Annotated in this window: 19 protein-coding genes; 11 read left to right on the top strand and 8 right to left on the bottom strand. The window is 70.8% G+C overall.

The window, feature by feature from the left end; translation table 11 throughout:
- Positions 1 to 2: 2 nt before the first annotated feature.
- Together rplC and rpsJ are read right to left on the bottom strand one after the other, a co-directional pair.
- Entirely contained in the window at positions 3 to 668 is a 666-nt protein-coding gene (gene rplC / locus JX575_RS03770; protein WP_186342467.1) for a 50S ribosomal protein L3, read from the bottom strand.
- Positions 669 to 676: 8 nt separating this feature from the next.
- Complete coding sequence (gene rpsJ, locus JX575_RS03765; RefSeq protein WP_008360994.1) at positions 677 to 985, bottom strand: 30S ribosomal protein S10; 309 nt, start codon at positions 983 to 985, stop codon at positions 677 to 679.
- Positions 986 to 1,484: 499 nt separating this feature from the next.
- Between rpsJ and JX575_RS03760 the strand changes: the two genes are divergently transcribed.
- Positions 1,485 to 1,907, top strand: coding sequence for a hypothetical protein (locus JX575_RS03760; protein ID WP_186342468.1), 423 nt, complete (start codon positions 1,485 to 1,487; stop codon positions 1,905 to 1,907).
- Here JX575_RS03760 and JX575_RS03755 read toward each other — a convergent pair.
- The 3 genes from JX575_RS03755 to JX575_RS03745 all read right to left on the bottom strand — a co-directional run bounded on the left by JX575_RS03755 (position 1,883) and on the right by JX575_RS03745 (position 4,523).
- Positions 1,883 to 2,614 carry a tRNA (guanine(46)-N(7))-methyltransferase TrmB gene (locus JX575_RS03755; RefSeq protein WP_241005326.1) on the bottom strand — a complete coding sequence of 244 codons (732 nt, stop codon included), beginning with the start codon at positions 2,612 to 2,614 and terminating at the stop codon, positions 1,883 to 1,885. The two genes, JX575_RS03760 and JX575_RS03755, sit on opposite strands and share 25 nt — an antisense overlap.
- Positions 2,615 to 2,679: 65 nt before the next feature.
- On the bottom strand, positions 2,680 to 4,068 hold the full coding sequence (locus JX575_RS03750; RefSeq protein WP_186342469.1) for an aspartate aminotransferase family protein: 1,389 nt from the start codon (positions 4,066 to 4,068) through the stop codon (positions 2,680 to 2,682).
- Positions 4,065 to 4,523, bottom strand: coding sequence for an Lrp/AsnC family transcriptional regulator (locus JX575_RS03745; RefSeq protein ID WP_186342470.1), 459 nt, complete (start codon positions 4,521 to 4,523; stop codon positions 4,065 to 4,067). The genes JX575_RS03750 and JX575_RS03745 overlap by 4 nt, the downstream gene beginning before the upstream one ends.
- Positions 4,524 to 4,718: 195 nt before the next feature.
- On the opposite strand from JX575_RS03745, the gene JX575_RS03740 reads away from it, so the two are divergent.
- From JX575_RS03740 to JX575_RS03695, 10 genes are all read left to right on the top strand, one after another.
- A complete protein-coding gene (locus tag JX575_RS03740; RefSeq protein WP_241005325.1) occupies positions 4,719 to 6,164 on the top strand; it encodes a gamma-aminobutyraldehyde dehydrogenase in 1,446 nt (481 codons plus the stop codon).
- 92 nt (positions 6,165 to 6,256) lie between these two features.
- Complete coding sequence (locus tag JX575_RS03735) at positions 6,257 to 7,510, top strand: extracellular solute-binding protein (RefSeq protein ID WP_186342472.1); 1,254 nt, start codon at positions 6,257 to 6,259, stop codon at positions 7,508 to 7,510.
- 1 nt (position 7,511) lies between these two features.
- Positions 7,512 to 8,612 (top strand): ABC transporter ATP-binding protein, encoded by a 1,101-nt coding sequence (locus tag JX575_RS03730; protein ID WP_186342473.1) that lies wholly within the window; start codon positions 7,512 to 7,514, stop codon positions 8,610 to 8,612.
- Positions 8,609 to 9,523 carry an ABC transporter permease gene (locus tag JX575_RS03725; protein WP_186342474.1) on the top strand — a complete coding sequence of 305 codons (915 nt, stop codon included), beginning with the start codon at positions 8,609 to 8,611 and terminating at the stop codon, positions 9,521 to 9,523. Before JX575_RS03730 ends, JX575_RS03725 begins: the two co-directional genes overlap by 4 nt.
- A 1-nt stretch (position 9,524) precedes the next feature.
- On the top strand, positions 9,525 to 10,415 hold the full coding sequence (locus JX575_RS03720; RefSeq protein WP_186342475.1) for an ABC transporter permease: 891 nt from the start codon (positions 9,525 to 9,527) through the stop codon (positions 10,413 to 10,415).
- A gap of 30 nt (positions 10,416 to 10,445) precedes the next feature.
- Positions 10,446 to 11,729, top strand: a complete 1,284-nt coding sequence (locus JX575_RS03715) for a saccharopine dehydrogenase C-terminal domain-containing protein (protein ID WP_241005324.1) — start codon at positions 10,446 to 10,448, stop codon at positions 11,727 to 11,729.
- A complete protein-coding gene (gabT, locus tag JX575_RS03710) occupies positions 11,726 to 13,102 on the top strand; it encodes a 4-aminobutyrate--2-oxoglutarate transaminase (protein ID WP_186342476.1) in 1,377 nt (458 codons plus the stop codon). Before JX575_RS03715 ends, gabT begins: the two co-directional genes overlap by 4 nt.
- 29 nt (positions 13,103 to 13,131) lie before the next feature.
- Complete coding sequence (locus JX575_RS03705; protein ID WP_186342511.1) at positions 13,132 to 14,583, top strand: NAD-dependent succinate-semialdehyde dehydrogenase; 1,452 nt, start codon at positions 13,132 to 13,134, stop codon at positions 14,581 to 14,583.
- Between the two features lie 7 nt (positions 14,584 to 14,590).
- A complete protein-coding gene (locus JX575_RS03700) occupies positions 14,591 to 15,070 on the top strand; it encodes an AraC family transcriptional regulator (protein WP_186342477.1) in 480 nt (159 codons plus the stop codon).
- A gap of 9 nt (positions 15,071 to 15,079) precedes the next feature.
- The gene (locus tag JX575_RS03695) at positions 15,080 to 15,523 is read left to right on the top strand and encodes a VOC family protein (protein ID WP_186342478.1); all 444 of its coding nucleotides are present in this window, start codon (positions 15,080 to 15,082) and stop codon (positions 15,521 to 15,523) included.
- 19 nt (positions 15,524 to 15,542) lie between these two features.
- On the opposite strand, the gene JX575_RS03690 is transcribed toward JX575_RS03695, so the two are convergent.
- The 3 genes from JX575_RS03690 to tuf form a co-directional block, all read right to left on the bottom strand.
- The gene (locus tag JX575_RS03690) at positions 15,543 to 16,133 is read right to left on the bottom strand and encodes a mismatch-specific DNA-glycosylase (protein WP_186342479.1); all 591 of its coding nucleotides are present in this window, start codon (positions 16,131 to 16,133) and stop codon (positions 15,543 to 15,545) included.
- A gap of 27 nt (positions 16,134 to 16,160) precedes the next feature.
- The gene (locus JX575_RS03685) at positions 16,161 to 16,535 is read right to left on the bottom strand and encodes a VOC family protein (protein ID WP_186342480.1); all 375 of its coding nucleotides are present in this window, start codon (positions 16,533 to 16,535) and stop codon (positions 16,161 to 16,163) included.
- 112 nt (positions 16,536 to 16,647) lie between these two features.
- On the bottom strand, positions 16,648 to 17,841 hold the full coding sequence (gene tuf, locus JX575_RS03680) for an elongation factor Tu (protein ID WP_186342481.1): 1,194 nt from the start codon (positions 17,839 to 17,841) through the stop codon (positions 16,648 to 16,650).
- Between the last annotated feature and the right edge of the window lie 60 nt (positions 17,842 to 17,901).

Here is a 17,901-nt window from a genome sequence, read left to right as displayed (position 1 = left end):
GCTCAGGCCTCCTGCGTCTTCTTGGCCGCCGAGCGCAGGACCACGAGTCCGCCGCGGGGGCCGGGAACGGCGCCCTTGAGCAGGATCAGGCCCTTGTCGGCGTCGACGGCGTGCACCGTCAGGTTCTGGGTGGTGACCGTGTCGTTGCCCATGCGGCCCGACATGCGGGTGCCCTTGAACACGCGACCCGGGGTGGCGCAGGCGCCGATGGAGCCGGGCTTGCGGTGGTTGCGGTGGGCACCGTGGGAGGCCGAGACGCCGGAGAAGCCGTGACGCTTCATCGTGCCGGCGAAGCCCTTGCCCTTGCTGGTGCCGGTGACGTCGATCTCGTCGCCCGCGGCGAAGGTGTCGACCCCGAGCTCCTGACCCACGGTGTAGGAGGCGGCGTCGGCGGTGCGGATCTCCGCGACGTGGCGGCGGGGGGTGACGCCGGCCTTGGTGAAGTGGCCCGTCTCGGGCGAGTTCACCTTGCGGGCCTCGATCTCGCCGAAGCCGACCTGGATGGCGTTGTAGCCGTCCACCTCGGGCTGGCGGACCTGGGTCACCACGTTGGTGCTCGCGGCGATGACGGTCACGGGGACGACGCGGTTGTTCTCGTCCCAGAGCTGGGTCATGCCGAGCTTGGTGCCCAGCAGTCCCTTGACGTTGCGTTCGAAAGTCTTAGCCATGTCGCGCCTCAGAGCTTGATCTCGATGTCGACACCGGCAGGCAGGTCGAGACGCATCAGCGAGTCGACGGTCTTCGGCGTCGGGTCGATGATGTCGATCAGGCGCTTGTGGGTGCGCATCTCGAAGTGCTCGCGGGAGTCCTTGTACTTGTGGGGCGAACGGATGACGCAGTACACGTTCTTCTCGGTCGGCAGCGGCACAGGGCCGGCGACCTTCGCACCCGTACGGGTGACGGTGTCCACGATCTTCCGCGCCGAGGTGTCGATCACCTCGTGGTCATAGGCCTTGAGCCTGATGCGGATCTTCTGTCCCGCCATAGGTCCCTGTCCTCTTCGATCTCGTACGCCTGGTCTGGTTTCGGTCCCTCGCCCCTGGTGGGCGAGTGCCGCCTGTCTCTCCTCCACCCTCCGACCCCCGCGGTCGGGCGTGTCGCACCCCCGACTGAAAACATCGGGCTTCGTGACACGACCCCTGGGGATCGGTGCTGCTCTGGGTGGCACCCGACGGTTGTCGGATCTGGTCGGGTCTCCGATCACCATGTGACCTGGTGCGGCGCACGCAGACGACTGGCTCGATCAAGGAGACGCGATTCAGAAGTCAAGTGGTGCCGCACCCCGGCGACCCGCCGGAGCAACCGGAACATCTTGACAGACTCCGCACACCCACGCCAAATCGCAGGCGACGGGTCCGACGAGGTCCGGCTCCGGGGGCTCCCCGACGCCGCGCGAGCGGTGCCGGAAGCAGTGTCCAGTCTACGCGGGATCGCGGTCCGCAGCGACTCTTGCCCCTCCCCCGGGCCCGACCTACCGTCGAGACATGACCGCCATGGTCGTGTTCGTCCTCTGCACGGTGGCGCTGGCCGGCGTCATGGGCGCCGCCGTGTGTCCCGCCGAGCTCGACCGGGCCGTGCGGCGGCTGCGGCGGCGCCTCGCCCCGCCCCCTCCCCCGTCGTCGCCGTCCGTCGCGTCCGCGCCGGCGATCGAGGAGCTGGCCGCCGACGTGCGGCGGGTGCGCCGCGTGGCGCTGGCCCCGGCCCCGGGCACCCCGATGGCGCGACGGCGCGGCATCCTGGCGGCCTACGACGACCTGCTCGCCCAGGCGGCGCGGACCCTCGAGGTGCCCGACCTGATGAGCGAGCTGCCCGAGGGCACCGAGCGCGACGCCGAGCGACTGCGGCTCGAGCACCTGCTCCGGGAGGCCGGCCTCGTGCTCGATCAGTCCCGCACGGACCTCCGGTAGCAGAGGTCGACGATGTCACGTCCGACGTCGCGGCCCTTGCGCTCGAACCTGGTGACCGGGCGCTCGGCCCAGCGCTCGACGGGCCCGCCCTCGAGGGTCGGCTCCGCGTCGAGCACCTCGCGCATCTGCACGGCGTAGTCGGCCCAGTCGGTGGCCAGCCGCCAGGCGCCGCCGGGCACGAGCCGGGACGAGGCGAGCGCGGCGTTGGCGGGATTGACCAGGCGCCGCTTGCGGTGCTTGGTCTTGCGCCAGGGGTCGGGGAAGAAGGTCCACAGCTCCTCCACGCTGCCCGGGCCGAGCAGGTTCTCCAGCGACCAGACGGCGTCGACGGCGCAGAAGCGCACGTTGTCGGCGCCCGCCTCGGCGACCCGCCAGAGCGAGTCGGCGATGCCGGGCAGCCACACCTCCAGCGCGAGGACGTTGTGCTCGGGGCGCGCGGCGGCGAGCACCGAGGTGGCCTCACCGATGCCCGAGCCGATCTCGACGATCAACGGGGCGTCGCGACCGAACCACTCGGTGAGCGAGAAGCCGGGGCGGTCGATCGCGTCCTCCGGGATCACCCAGTCGGCGTGGTGGGCCGTCCAGGACTCGGCCTGGCGCGGGGTGAAGCGGCTGCCGCGGCGCGAGTAGGTGAGCACCTCGCGCATCCGGCGCCCGTCCTCGGTGAGCTTGCGGTGCGGGCGGGCAGGGCGTACGACGTCGTTCACGCCCCCATCCTCCCCGCTCCCCCCGGCCGGACGCACATCAGCGTCGGCCGGCCGGGAGGCAGTCCTCAGAGGTGCGCGAGCGCGCCCGTGAGCACCGAGCGCAGCCGCTGCTCGATGTCGTCGAACTCGGGCTGGCCGATGATGAGCGGCGGCGCGAGCTGGATGACCGGGTCGCCGCGGTCGTCGGCGCGGCAGTAGAGCCCGGCCTCCCACAGCGCGCCGGACAGATAGCCGCGCAGCAGCCGCTCGGACTCCGCGTCGTCGAACGTCTCCTTGGTCTCGCGGTCCTTGACCAGCTCGATGCCGTAGAAGTAGCCGTGCCCGCGCACGTCGCCGACGATCGGGATGTCGAGCAGCTTCTCGAGGGTGGCGCGGAACGCCGGGGCGTTCTGCTGCACGTGGTCGGTGAGCCCCTCCCGCTCGAAGATGTCGAGGTTGGCCATCGCCACCGCGGAGGAGACCGGGTGGCCGCCGAACGTGTAGCCGTGCGCGTAGGCGGTCGTGCCCTTCTTGAAGGGCTCGAAGAGCCGCTCGCTGGCGATCATCGCGCCGATGGGCGAGTAGCCGGAGGTCATGCCCTTGGCGCAGGTGATGATGTCGGGCTGGTAGCCGAACTCGGTGGCGCCGAACATCTGGCCGACCCGGCCGAAGGCGCAGATGACCTCGTCGGAGACCAGCAGCACGTCGTACTCGTCGCAGATCTCGCGGACCCGCTCGAAGTAGCCGGGCGGCGGCGGGAAGCAGCCGCCGGCGTTCTGCACGGGCTCGAGGAACACCGCGGCGACCGTGTCGGGGCCCTCGAACTCGATGGCCTCGGCGATGCGGTCGGCGGCCCAGCGGCCGAACGCCTTCTCGTCGTCGCCGACGTGCTCGGGGCGGCGGTAGAAGTTGGTGTTGGGCACCTTGTGGGCGCCGGGCACCAGCGGCTCGAACATCTCCTTCAGCGGCGGGATGCCGGTGATCGAGAGCGCGCCCTGCGGGGTGCCGTGGTAGGCGACGGCGCGCGAGATGACCTTGTGCTTGCCGGGCTTGCCGGTGAGCTTGAAGTACTGCTTGGCGAGCTTCCAGGCCGACTCCACCGCCTCGCCGCCGCCGGTGGTGAAGAAGACCCGGTTGAGGTCGCCGGGCGCCATCGCGGCGATCCGGTCGGCCAGCTCGACCGCGCGGGGGTGCGCGAACGACCACAGCGGGAAGAAGGCCAGCTCCCTGGCCTGCCGGGCCGCGGCCTCGGCCAGCTCCTCGCGGCCGTGGCCGACCTGGACCACGAAGAGGCCGGCGAGGCCGTCGATGTACTCGCGGCCGTGGCTGTCCCAGATCTTGTGCCCCTCGCCCTTGACGATCAGCGGCATCTCCCCGCCGTCCTCGTAGGTCGAGTGCCGCGTGAAGTGCAGCCAGAGGTGGTCGCGTCCGGCGGCCTGGTGGTCGAAGGACTCGTCGTACGGGTGCAGGCTCATCTCGTTCCCCAGTTGTAGTGCTGCTTGTTGAGCTTGAGGTAGACGAAGGTCTCGGAGGAGACCACGCCCTCGAGCTCACGGACCTGACGGATCACGTCGAGCAGGTGCGGGTCGTCCTCGCACACCACCTCGACGAGGAGGTCGAAGCTGCCGGCGGTCGTGACGACGTAGTCGACCTCGCTGAGCTGGGCGAGCCGGTCCCCCACCTGCAGGGGGTCGCCCTCGGTGCGGACGCCGATCATCGCCTGCCGGGCGAACCCGACCTGCGTCGGGTCGGTGACGGCGACGACCTGCATCACCTCGGCGTCGAGGAGCTTCTGCACCCGCGAGCGGGCGGCGGCCTCGGACAGCCCCACCGCCTTCGCGATGGCGGCGTAGGAGATCCGGCCGTCCTCCTGGAGCAGCTCGATGATGCGCTTGGCGGTGTCGTCGAGGCGGACCTGTCCCTCACCCATGCACGTGCTCCCCTGGCTCGCTCATGGCGCAATGGTGGGGGTGGCGGCCCGTCGTCCGCAAGTCGGACAGCGCGGAATCCGTGTGTCGAGGCCGTTAATTCTGCGTTTCCCACACATTCGTCGGTGAGAACTGTGGCGATGGCTCGCTGCCAGGTCCTACCCTCCCTTCACCGAACCCGACCCGGGAGGACACTCGTGACCAGCCCACGCACCCTGCGCAACTTCATCGGTGGCACCTACGTCGACGGCAGCGCCGGCGCGACGAGCGACGTCGTCGACCCGACCACCGGCCAGGTCGTGGCGCACGCGCCGGTCAGCGGGGCCGAGGAGGTCGACGCCGCCTACGCGTCCGCCGAGCGCGCCTTCGGCGAGTGGGGGCGTACGACGCCCAGCGAGCGCCAGCAGGCCCTCCTCGCGATCGCCGACGCCGTGGAGGAGCACGCCGAGGAGCTGATCGCCCTGGAGTCGGAGAACACCGGCAAGATCAAGGCGCTGACCGCCACCGAGGAGATCCCGCCGATGGTCGACCAGCTCCGGTTCTTCGCCGGCGCGGCCCGGGTGCTCGAGGGCCGGGCGGCCGGGGAGTACCTCGCCGGGCACACGTCGTGGATCCGGCGCGAGCCGATCGGCGTGGTGGGCCAGGTGACGCCCTGGAACTATCCGCTCCTGATGGCGGTGTGGAAGATCGGCCCGGCGCTCGCGGCCGGCAACACCGTGGTCCTCAAGCCGAGCGACACCACGCCGACGAGCACGCTCCGCCTGGCCGAGCTCGCCGCGGAGCACCTGCCGGCCGGCACCCTCAACGTGGTCACCGGCGACCGGGAGACGGGTCGCCTGCTGGTCGAGCACCCGACCCCGGCCATGGTCGCGATCACCGGGTCGGTCCGGGCCGGCGCCGAGGTGGCCGCCAGCGCCGCGCCGCAGGTCAAGCGCGTGCACCTCGAGCTCGGCGGCAAGGCGCCGGTCGTGGTGTTCGACGACGCCGACATCGAGGCGGCGGTCGAGGGCATCGCGATCGCGGGCTACTTCAACGCCGGGCAGGACTGCACGGCCGCGACCCGCGTGCTCGTCGCCCCCGGCATCCACGACGACTTCGTCGCCGCGCTCGCCGACTACGCCCGGTCCTCGGCGCCAGTGGGCCTGCCCGACGACGCCGACGCCCTCTTCGGCCCGGTCAACAACGCCACCCAGCTGGCGCGGGTCAGCCGGTTCGTCGAGGACCTGCCCTCGCACGCCACGGTCGCGGCCGGGGGCAACCGACGCACCGACCTCGGCGACGGCTACTTCCTCGAGCCCACGGTCCTGTCGGGGCTGCGCCAGGACGACGACGCGATCCAGAACGAGATCTTCGGGCCGGTGATCACCGTGCAGCGCTTCGCCGACGAGGACGAGGCGATCCGGTGGGCCAACGGCGTCGACTACGGCCTCGCCTCCTCGGTGTGGACCAGGGACTTCGGTCGGGCGATGCGGATGTCGAAGGCCCTCGACTTCGGCTGCGTGTGGATCAACACCCACATCCCGCTTGTCGCCGAGATGCCGCACGGTGGCTACAAGAAGTCGGGCTACGGCAAGGATCTGTCGATGTACGGCTTCGAGGACTACACCCGCGTCAAGCACGTCATGGCCAACATCGAGTCGTGATCGAGTCGTGACCGAGTCGTGAACCGCATGCGGGCCGGCACCACCAGCAGCACCACACCAGACCACTCGGGGGACGAGCGGAGGACTTCTTGATGGCACCGATCACCCGGCGCTCCCGGCGCCCCCTCTCACCGCCCGCCGCCGCGCTCACGGCGGCGGCCGGCGGCGGCCTGAGCCGACGGGCACTGCTGGGCACCGGGGTCGCCGCCGGCGCCGGCGTGGCGCTGACCGGCTGCGCTCCGCCCGCGCCGCCGGCGTCCGGCGGGCTGACCAGCCTCGACCTGCCCACCGACGTCTCGGAGACCGAGAAGATCCTCAACTGGGCCAACTGGACGGCCTACCTCGACATGAACGGCAAGGAGACCCGCTCACCGACGCTCGAGGCGTTCATGGAGCAGACCGGGATCCGGGTCAGCTACACCGAGGACGTCGACGACAACGACTCCTACTACGCCAAGGTCGCCCCGCAGCTGCGCGCCGGCCAGAGCATCGACCGCGACATCTTCACCCTCACCGACTGGATGGCCGGGCGGGTCATCCGCGACCAGCTGTGCCAGCCGCTGCAGCTGATCCAGATGCCCCGGGTCGTCAACAACCTGCTCCAGCCGCTCAAGGACGTCTCGTTCGACCCCGGCCGCAACTACTCCGTCACCTGGCAGAGCGGCTTCGCCGGCATCGGCTACAACCGCGACAAGGTCGGCCGCGAGCTCAAGTCGCTCGACGACCTGTGGACCGACGACCTGAAGGGCCGTGTCGTGGTGCTGTCGGAGTTCCGCGACACCGCCGGGCTGGTGATGCAGTCGCAGGGCGTCGACATCGACAGCGACTGGGGCCGCGCGGAGTTCGAGAAGGCGCTGGACTTCATCGAGCAGAAGATCGAGGAGGGCTACATCCGCAAGGTGAAGGGCAACTCCTACATGGAGGACCTCACCAGCGGCAACGCCGTCGCCGGCATCACGTGGAGCGGCGACATCTTCGTCCTCGCCTACGACACCGACGACCCGAGCTGGACGTTCACCATCCCCGAGTCCGGCGGCACCCTCTGGTCGGACAACCTGATGGTGCCGATCACCTCCACGCACCGCAGCAACGCCCAGAAGCTCATGGACTACTACTACGACCCGGCCGTGGCCGCCCAGGTCGCCGCGTGGGTCAACTACGTGTGCCCGGTCGAGGGTGCGCAGGCCGAGATGGAGAAGCTCGACCCCGAGCTGGCCGAGAGCCCGTGGATCTTCCCCTCGGCGGACTTCATCTCCGAGAGCAACATCCAGCAGTTCCGCGCGCTCGACGCCGACGAGGACATCGAGTTCGCCGACCTGTGGTCCACGAAGGTGATGGGGAACTGACATGGCTGGATTCCGCGAGGCGCGCGGCGACCTCAGGCTCGAGAGCGTGACCAAGACGTTCGGCGACTTCACCGCCGTCGACGACATCGACCTCACCGTCCCCCGGGGCTCGTTCTTCGCCCTGCTCGGCCCCTCGGGCTGCGGCAAGACCACGACCCTGCGCATGGTCGCCGGGCTGGAGCAGCCGACCGCCGGCCGGGTGATGATCGGCGACACCGACCTCACCGGGTCGCGGCCCTACGAGCGGCCGGTCAACACGGTGTTCCAGTCCTACGCGCTGTTCCCGCACCTGACGATCCGCGACAACGTCGAGTTCGGCCCCAAGCGCCGCAAGGACAAGGACGCCGCACAGCGGGCCGACGAGGCGCTCGAGCTGGTGCAGATGAGCCAGTTCGCCGGCCGCAAGCCCGCCCAGCTCTCCGGCGGGCAGCAGCAGCGGGTCGCGCTCGCGCGGGCCCTGGTCAACCACCCCGAGGTGCTGCTGCTCGACGAGCCGCTGGGCGCGCTCGACCTCAAGCTGCGCCGGGAGATGCAGGTCGAGCTCAAGCGCATCCAGACCGAGGTCGGGCTGACCTTCATCCACGTCACCCACGACCAGGAGGAGGCCATGACGATGGCCGACACGGTCGCGGTGATGAACAGGGGCCGGATCGAGCAGCTGGGCCCGCCCGAGGAGCTCTACGACCTCCCCCGCACCCAGTTCGTGGCCAACTTCGTCGGCCAGGCCAACACCGGTGTGGCGACCGTCGAGGGCACCGACGGCGACCACCTCGTCGCCGACGTCGTCGGCACCAAGGTCAAGATCCTCCGCAACCGCTCGCAGGTGCACGACGGCCAGGTCGTGTTCGGCGTGCGCCCGGAGAAGGTGACGGTGTCGCGCACGCAGCCCGACGGCGTGGGCAACGACGTCAAGGGCGTGGTGCGCGACGTGTCGTTCCTCGGCGTGGCGACCAGCTACCTCGTCGACATGCCCAGCGGGACGACGTGGAGCTGCTACGAGCAGAACCTCGACGTCGAGCCGCTCGACCTGCGCCCGGGCGACGAGGTCTGGCTGACCTGGAACCCCGGTCACGCGTTCGGCGTCCCCGTGGCGACCCCATGAGCGGGCTCGCCCACGTGGCGGCGGGCGACACGTCGATCGCCCCGGCCCCGGCGGCCCCGGAGACCAGGAAGCGCGGCTGGACGGCCTACCTCCTGCTGCTCCCGGGCGTGCTGTGGCTCGGCGTCTTCTTCATCCTGCCGCTGGTGCAGCTGGCCTCGGTCAGCCTGCAGAGCCGCTACGCCGGCTTCCCCGGCTACTATTACCGCGACCTCAACTTCGCCAACTACGCGAGCGCGCTGACCGACTACGCGCCGCACTTCGCGCGCTCGTTCCTCTACGCCGGGCTCGCCACGCTGCTGGCGTTCGTGATCGCCTACCCGCTCGCCTACGCGATGGCGTTCAAGGCCGGGCGGTGGCGCAGCCTGATGATGATCTGCGTCGTCGCGCCGTTCTTCACCTCCTTCATCCTCCGCACGTTCGCGTGGTCGCAGATCCTCGCCGACGAGGGCCCGGTCGCCACCGTGCTCAACTTCCTGCACGTGCTGCCCGGCGGGGCCATCATCAACACCCCCGTCGCGGTGGTCGCCGGCCTCACCTACAACTTCCTGCCGTTCATGGTGCTGCCCATCTACGCCTCGCTCGAGCGGGCCGACCCACGCGTCATCGAGGCCGGGGGCGACCTCTACGCCAACGGCCTGACCACCTTCCGCACGGTGACCCTGCCGATGTCGATGCCGGGCGTCATGGCCGGCACCCTGCTGACGTTCATCCCCGCGGCCGGTGACTTCGTCAACATGGAGCTCCTCGGCCCCCAGCGCGGGAAGATGGTCGGCAACGTCATCAACGACCAGTTCCTCGCGATCCCCGGCGGCTATCCCGTCGCCGCCGCCCTCTCGTTCACGCTGATGGCCGCCATCTTGGCGATGGTGTTCCTCTACGTCCGCCGCTTCGGCACCGAGGAGCTGGTCTGACATGGCCACCACGACACGACCCCCGGCGCCGGCGCAGGAGAGCGCCGCGCCCTCCGCGCCCTACCGGCCCTCGGCCGCCAAGCGGGCGCAGCTGTGGCTGGCCAACCACTTCGCCGTCCTGGCGGCGATCCTGGTGCTGGTCTACCTCTTCCTGCCGGTGGCCTACACCTTCGCGTTCTCCTTCAACGACCACGGCAAGACCAACATCGTGTGGCAGGGGTTCACCTGGGAGCACTGGAAGGACCCGTGCGGCGTCCCGGGGGCCTGCGAGTCGCTGGTGACCTCGTTGCAGGTGGGCGCCATCTCCACCCTCGTCGCCACCGTGCTGGGCACGATGATGGCCCTGGCGATGGTGCGCTACCGCTTCCGCGGCAAGCAGGCCAGCAACATCTTGATCTTCGTGCCGATGGCGACGCCCGAGATCGTGATGGGCGCGGCACTGCTCACGATCTTCGTGCAGGGCTTCGCCAACGTCGGGATCAGCCTGGGCTTCGGCACGATCGTCTTCGCCCACATCATGTTCTGCCTGAGCTTCGTGGTCGTGACCGTCAGGGCGCGCGTCCAGTCGCTCGACCCCCGCATCGAGGAGGCCGCGCAGGACCTCTACGCCAGCCCGCTGCAGACCTTCTGGAAGGTCACCTTCCCGCTGATCCTGCCGGGCATCCTCGGCGCGGCGATGCTGGCCTTCTCGCTGTCGTTCGACGACTTCATCATCACCAACTTCGTCTCCGGCAACGAGTCGACGTTCCCCAAGTTCGTCTACGTCGCCTCGCGGCGCGGCATCCCGGCCGAGGCCAACGTCATCGGGTTCTCGATGTTCGTGCTGGCCGTCCTGCTCGTGGTGGGCGCACAGGTCGTGAGCTCGCTGCGCTCGTCGAAGCACACGAGCTGATCCCCACCCCGAGACCGAGGAGACGACGACGTGGCCCAACCGATGCGGGTGCTGATGGTGGGGGCAGGTGGCGTCGGCGACGCCGCCGCCCGGATCGCCGTCGAGCGCGACTTCTTCGAGGCCTGGGTGGTGGCCGACCACGACCTCGCGCGGGCCGAGCGCACCGTCGCCGCGGCGCGCGGACGTCGCCCGGGCGACGAGCGCCTCAGCGCCGCCCAGGTCGACGCCTCCGACACCGACGCCGTGGCGGCGCTCGCCCGCCGGGTGGGCGCCACCCACGTGTTCAACGCCGTGGACCCGCGGTTCGTGATGCCGATCTTCACCGGGGCACTCGCCGCCGGGGCCGACTACCTCGACATGGCGATGAGCCTGTCCGTGCCCCACCCCGACGCACCCCACGAGAAGGTCGGCGTCAAGCTCGGCGACGAGCAGTTCGCCCGGGCCGCCGAGTGGGAGGCGGCCGGGCGGCTCGCCCTGCTCGGCATCGGCGTCGAGCCCGGCCTCTCCGACGTCCTGGCGCGCTACGCCGCCGACGAGCTGTTCGACCACATCGACGAGATCGGCACCCGCGACGGCGCCAACCTCGTCATCCGCGACGACGACGGCAACGAGGTGTTCGCCCCCGGCTTCTCGATGTGGACGATCATCGAGGAGTGCCTCAACCCTCCCGTGGTCTGGGAGCGCGAGAGGGGCGGCGGCGACCTGGAGTCGGGGTTCTCCACGCTGCCGCCCTTCTCGGAGCCGGAGGTCTTCGACTTCCCGGAGGGGATCGGGCCGGTCGAGTGCGTGCACGTCGAGCACGAGGAGGTGCTCCTCATGCCCCGCTGGATCGAGGCCGACCGGGTGACCTTCAAGTACGGCCTGGGCGAGGAGATGATCGGCATCCTGCGCACCCTGCACACCCTCGGCCTCGACTCGACCGAGCCGGTCACCGTCAAGGGCGTGGAGGTCTCCCCCCGTGACGTGGTCGCGGCCTGCCTGCCCGACCCGGCGACCATCGGGCCGCGGATGGAGGGCAAGACCTGCGCCGGCGTCTGGGTGAGCGGCACAGGCAAGGACGGCCGACCGCGCTCGACCTACCTCTACCACGTCGTCGACAACGCCGACTCGATGCGCGACTACGGCGCGCAGTGCGTGGTCTGGCAGACCGCGATCAACCCGGTGGTCGCCCTCGAGCTGCTGGCCGACGGGACCTGGTCGGGCAGCGGGGTCCTCGGCCCCGAGGCCATGGCGCCGAAGCCGTTCCTCGACCTGCTCGCCGCACCGAGACCGGAGGGCTACGGCTCTCCCTGGCACCTGGAGGACCGTTCGTGACCACGCCCCGTGACACCCGCACCCCGCTCTCCCAGCAACGGATCCTCGCCACCGAGATCCCCGGCCCGCGCTCGCAGGCGCTGCACGCCCGCAAGCTCGCCTCCGTCTCCGCCGGGGTCGGCACCACGCTGCCCGTCTACGTCGAGCAGGCGGGCGGGGGCATCCTGCGTGACGTCGACGGCAACCAGCTCATCGACTTCGGCTCGGGCATCGCCGTCACGAGCGTCGGCAACGCCGCGCCCCGCGTCGTCGAGGCCGTGCAGCGCCAGGTCGCCGACTTCACCCACACCTGCTTCATGGTCACGCCCTACGAGGAGTACGTCGCGGTCTGCGAGAAGCTGGCCGAGCTCACGCCCGGTGAGCACGAGAAGCGCTCGGCGTTGTTCAACTCCGGTGCCGAGGCCGTGGAGAACGCCGTGAAGGTCGCGCGCCACCACACCGGCCGCGACGCGATCGTGGTGTTCGACCACGCCTACCACGGCCGCACCAACCTCACGATGGCCCTGACGGCCAAGACCATGCCCTACAAGCACCGCTTCGGGCCGTTCGCCGGCGAGGTCTACCGCGCTCCGATGGCCTACCCCTACCGCTGGCCGGGCGGCGCGGAGGCCTGTGCCGAGGAGGCGTTCGACGCCTTCGTGGCCACGGTCCACACGCAGGTCGGCGAGGACAGCTGCGCCGCCGTGCTGATCGAGCCGATCCAGGGCGAGGGCGGCTTCATCGTCCCGCCGCCCGGCTGGCTCGCCCGCGTCGCGGAGTGGTGCCGCGAGCACGGCATCCTGCTCATCGCCGACGAGATCCAGACCGGCTTCGCCCGCACGGGCGACTGGTTCGCCTGCGACCACGAGGGCGTCGTGCCCGACCTGGTGACGACCGCGAAGGGCATGGCGGGAGGGCTGCCGCTGGCCGCGGTGACCGGGCGGGCGGACGTGATGGACTCGGTCCACGTCGGCGGCCTGGGAGGCACCTACGGTGGCAACCCGGTCGCCTGCGCGGCGGCCCTCGCCGCGATCGAGACGATGGAGGCCGAGGACCTCCCGGGCCGGGCGCGCCAGGTCGAGGCGGCGTTCGTGCCGCGGCTGCGTGCCCTCGCCGAGCGGCACCCCGACCGGGTGGGCGACATCCGGGGCCGGGGAGCGATGCTCGCGGTCGAGCTGGTCGCCGACGGCCCCGGGCGTACGCCCGACCCGGCGCTCGCGGCGGCCGTCCACCGCACCTGCTCGGCGCGCGGGCTGGTGACCCTGACCTGCGGCACCTACGGCAACGTCTTCCGGTTCCTGCCGCCGCTCGCGATCGACGACGACCTGCTCGCCGAGGGGCTCGACATCTTCGAGGACGCCTTCGACGACGCGGTCGGTGGCAGGGTGGGGTGATGGCCGTGACCGACCCCCTGAAGGACCCCATGACCGCCCCCGTGATCGAGACCGTTCCCACCCAGCTCCTCATCGGCGGGGCGTGGGTGGACGCCGAGGGCGGTGGCACCCTCGAGGTGCGCAACCCCGCCGACGAGCAGGTGCTGGCGCGCGTCGCCGACGCCACGCCGGCCGACGGCGAGCGGGCCCTCGCGGCCGCGGCCGAGGCCCAGGCCGAGTGGCGCGCCACCGAGCCCCGGGTGCGCGGGGAGATCCTGCGCAGCGCCTTCGAGCTGCTCACCGAGCGGGCCGACCACTTCGCCCGCCTGATGACCCTCGAGATGGGCAAGACGCTCGCCGAGGCGAGGGGCGAGGTGGCCTACGGCGCCGAGTTCTTCCGCTGGTTCGCCGAGGAGGCGGTGCGGATCCACGGCCGCTACTCCCCCGCGCCGAGCGGCAACACCCGCCTGATCACCATGAAGGGCCCCGTCGGACCGACGCTGATGATCACCCCGTGGAACTTCCCGCTGGCGATGGGCACCCGCAAGATCGGACCCGCCGTCGCCGCCGGCTGCACGATGGTCGTCAAGCCCGCCGCGGAGACGCCCCTCACCATGCTCGCCCTGGCGGCGCTGCTCGAGGAGGTCGGCCTGCCGCCCGGAGTGCTCAACGTGGTGACCACCTCCGACTCCGGCGCGCTGTGCGAGCCGATCATCATGGACTCCCGGCTGCGCAAGCTGACCTTCACCGGGTCGACGGCCGTCGGCAAGGTCCTCGTCGCCCAGGCCGCCGACCAGCTGCTGCGGGTGTCGATGGAGCTGGGCGGCAACGCCCCGTTCCTCGTCTTCGACGACGCCGACCTCGACGCGGCGGTGGAGGGCGCGATGCTCGCCAAGATGCGCAACATCGGCGAGGCCTGCACGTCGGCCAACCGGTTCCTGGTGCACGAGTCGGTGGCCGAGGAGTTCGCCCGCCGGTTCGCCGAGCGAATGGGTGCCCTGACGGTCGGCGACGGCACCCGCGAGGGGGTCGACGTGGGCCCGTTGATCACCGAGAAGGCGCGGGCGGGTGTCCACGAGCTCGTCCACGACGCCGTCTCGTCCGGCGCCCGCGCCCTGGTCGGCGGCGAGGTCCCCGAGGGAGCGGGCCACTTCTACCCGCCGACCGTGCTCGTCGACGTCCCCCCGGGCGCCCGGGTGCTCCGCGAGGAGATCTTCGGTCCCGTCGCGCCGGTCGCCACGTTCGCCGACGAGGCCGAGGCCGTGCGGCGCGCCAACGACACCGAGTACGGCCTGGTGGCCTACGTGTTCACCCGCGACCACGCCCGGGTGCTGCGCGTCAGCGAGGCGCTGGACTTCGGCATGGTCGGGGTCAACACGGGCATCGTGTCCAACCCCGCGGCACCGTTCGGCGGCGTCAAGCACTCGGGGTTCGGTCGTGAGGGCGGCTTCGAGGGCATCGAGGAGTACCTCGAGACCAAGTACGTCGGCAGCGCCCTGTGAGGCGCCGATGACGGTCGCCGCCGGTCAGGTGAGCGAGCAGCGCCGCGTGCCCGGCGACGTCCTGGTCCACCTGCGTCGGGCGCGCGACCACCTCGACCGGCACTTCGCGGAGCCCTTCGACCTCGACCGCCTCGGCTCGATCGCCGGGATGAGCCGCTACCACTTCATCCGGTCCTTCGCCATGACCTACGGCGTGACGCCCGGGGCGTACCTCGCCGAGCGCCGGGTCGAGCGGGCGCAGGACCTGCTGCGGTCGGCGAACCTGACGGTCACCGAGGTGTGCCACGCCGTGGGCTACAGCAGCCTCGGCTCGTTCAGCTCGAGGTTCCGCGAGATCGTCGGAGAGAGCCCGCGCGAGTTCCAGGAGCGTTACGCAGCGCAGGGCAACCCCCGCATTCCCGGCTGCTACGTGTTCATGGCGAGGCTCGTCGAGCGCGGTAGCAGCACCGCAACGCAGGAGAAGCGCGACGACGACCCGCGTCCCTAGGCTCGCCGCATGATCACCAACATCTCCCTCGTGTCCGTCTGGGTGAAGGACATCGACGAGTCCCTCGCCTTCTACACCGACGTCCTGGGCTTCGAGGTCGGCGACGACCTCCAGCTCGGACCCGACTTCCGCTGGACCACCGTGGTGCACCCGAGCCAGCCCGAGGTCAACCTCCACCTCACGACGCCGGGCGGTCCGCTCCCCGACTACCTCATCGAGGCCATGAACCGGGCCCAGGACGAGGGCGGCCTCCCCGGCGTCGGGCTGACCGTCGACGACTGCCGTGCCACCTACGACAGCCTGCGCGCCAAGGGCGTGGAGTTCCTCCAGGAGCCCGAGGAGCGGCCCTACGGCGTCGAGGCCCTGATGCGCGACAACTCGGGCAACTGGATGGTCCTGGTCGAGCAGCGCGACTACACGCCCGAGGACTTCGAGGGCGTCGACATGGGCTGATTGGGCCCGCGCGTGCGGCTCAGTGCCGCGGGAGGTGCGCGACGACCCCCGCGGCCAGGGCCGCCTCGGCGTACGCCCGGGCGAGCGTCTCCACGGTCTCGTGGGCGTTGAGGCCGGACGGGTTGGGCACCACGAACACCCGCGACACGCCCCAGCGCCCGGGCTGCTCACCGACCCGGGCACCGGCCTCGCCGAACGCGGTGCGGTAGGCGGTGATGCCGGCGACAGCCACGACGGTGGGGCGCCGCTCCGCGACGAGCTCGCGGAGCCGCCGCCCGCCCTCCTTCAGCTCGACCGGGGTCAGCTCGTCGGCCCGGGCCGTGGCCCGCGGCACCACGTTGGTGATGCCGATGCCGCGCCGGCGCAGCTCGTCGCGGTCCTCGTCGCTCATGCCGGCCGCCGGGGCGATGGGCCACGGGATGATCCCGGCCCGCAGCAGGGCGGGGTAGAACCGGTTGCCGGGGCGGGCGAAGTGCGACTGCGTGGCGGCGGTCCACAGGCCGGGGTTGATGCCGACGAACAGCAGCCGCAGCGGCTGGTCGGCGTCCGGGAGCAGGTCGGGCACCTCGACGTCGCGGAACGCCTCCAGCTCTGCCTTGGTGAACCCCATGGCGCCCATCCTGCCCTGCGCTGCGGCTCAGGACGGGTCGAGCCCCGATGCGTCCGAAGCGGCCGCCACGCAGAACTGGTTGCCGTCGGGGTCGGCCAGCGTCACCCAGCGGAAGCTGTCGTCCCCCCGGCGCTCGATCAGCGTCGCGCCTGCGGCCACCAGGCGGTCGACCTCGGCGTCCAGGTCGTGCGCGGTGAGGTCGAGGTGGATCCGGTTCTTGCCGGGGGTCGGGTCGTCGACCTTCTGGAAGGCGAGCAGGCCTGGCAGTCCGCCGCCGCTCACCAGGACGTAGTGGCCGTCGTTGGTCTCGCCCACCGTGGCACCGGTCTGCTCGGCCCACCACGAGGCGAGTGACAGGGCATCGGTGGTGTCCATCGTGATCATGCCCAGGGTCAGAGTCATGGCGCCGACGCTAGCGGCCAGCACCGACGGCGAGAAGATGCACGAGACCCCGCCTCCCTGACGGGAGACGGGGTCTCGGGTGGTGCGGGTGCCGGTCAGCGACCGGCGGGGATCACTTGGTGATCTTGGTGACGCGGCCGGCGCCGACGGTGCGGCCACCCTCGCGGATGGCGAAGCGCAGGCCCTCGTCCATGGCGATGGGCTGGATGAGCTCGACCGACATCTCGGTGTTGTCGCCCGGCATGACCATCTCGGTGCCCTCGGGCAGGGTCACGACGCCCGTCACGTCCGTGGTGCGGAAGTAGAACTGCGGGCGGTAGTTGTTGAAGAACGGCGTGTGGCGGCCGCCCTCGTCCTTGCCCAGGATGTAGACCGAGGCGTCGAAGTTGGTGTGCGGGGTGGTCGTGCCCGGCTTGATCACGACCATGCCGCGCTCGACGTCCTCGCGCTTGGTGCCACGGAGCAGCAGACCGACGTTCTCACCGGCCTGGCCCTCGTCGAGGAGCTTGCGGAACATCTCGACACCGGTGACGGTGCTCTTCTGCGAGCCCTCGCGGATGCCGATGATCTCGACCTCCTCGTTGACCTTGACGATGCCGCGCTCGATGCGACCGGTGATGACGGTGCCACGACCGGTGATCGTGAAGACGTCCTCGACGGGCATGAGGAAGGGCTTGTCGGTGTCGCGCTCGGGGGTCGGGATGTAGTCGTCCACGGCCCGCATGAGCTCGGCGATCGAGTCGCCCCACTTGGCGTCGCCCTGCAGCGCCGGGAAGGCCGCCACGCGCACGACGGGGATGTCGTCGCCCGGGAACTCGTACTCGGAGAGGAGCTCGCGCACCTCCATCTCGACGAGCTCGATGAGCTCCTCGTCGTCGACCATGTCGCACTTGTTGAGCGCGACCACCAGGGCGGGCACGCCGACCTGGCGCGCGAGCAGCACGTGCTCGCGGGTCTGCGGCATGGGGCCGTCGGTGGCGGCGACCACGAGGATCGCGCCGTCCATCTGCGCCGCGCCGGTGATCATGTTCTTGATGTAGTCGGCGTGACCGGGGCAGTCGACGTGCGCGTAGTGGCGCGCCTCGGTCTGGTACTCGACGTGCGCGATCGAGATCGTGATGCCGCGCTGCCGCTCCTCGGGAGCCTTGTCGATCTGGTCGAACGCCGAAGCCTCGTTGAGGTCCGGGTACTTGTCGTGCAGCACCTTGGTGATCGCCGCGGTCAGCGTCGTCTTGCCGTGGTCGATGTGACCGATGGTGCCGATGTTGACGTGCGGCTTGGTCCGCTCGAACTTCGCCTTAGCCACTGGGGCTCCTCCTGGTTGTTGTTACTTGACTCGTGGGTGTGGGGTGGTGCTGATGCCGAG

This window comes from Nocardioides sp. zg-1228, from assembly GCF_017086465.1.
Classification (GTDB): domain Bacteria; phylum Actinomycetota; class Actinomycetes; order Propionibacteriales; family Nocardioidaceae; genus Nocardioides.
This window is presented reverse-complemented; position numbering and strand designations above follow the sequence as displayed.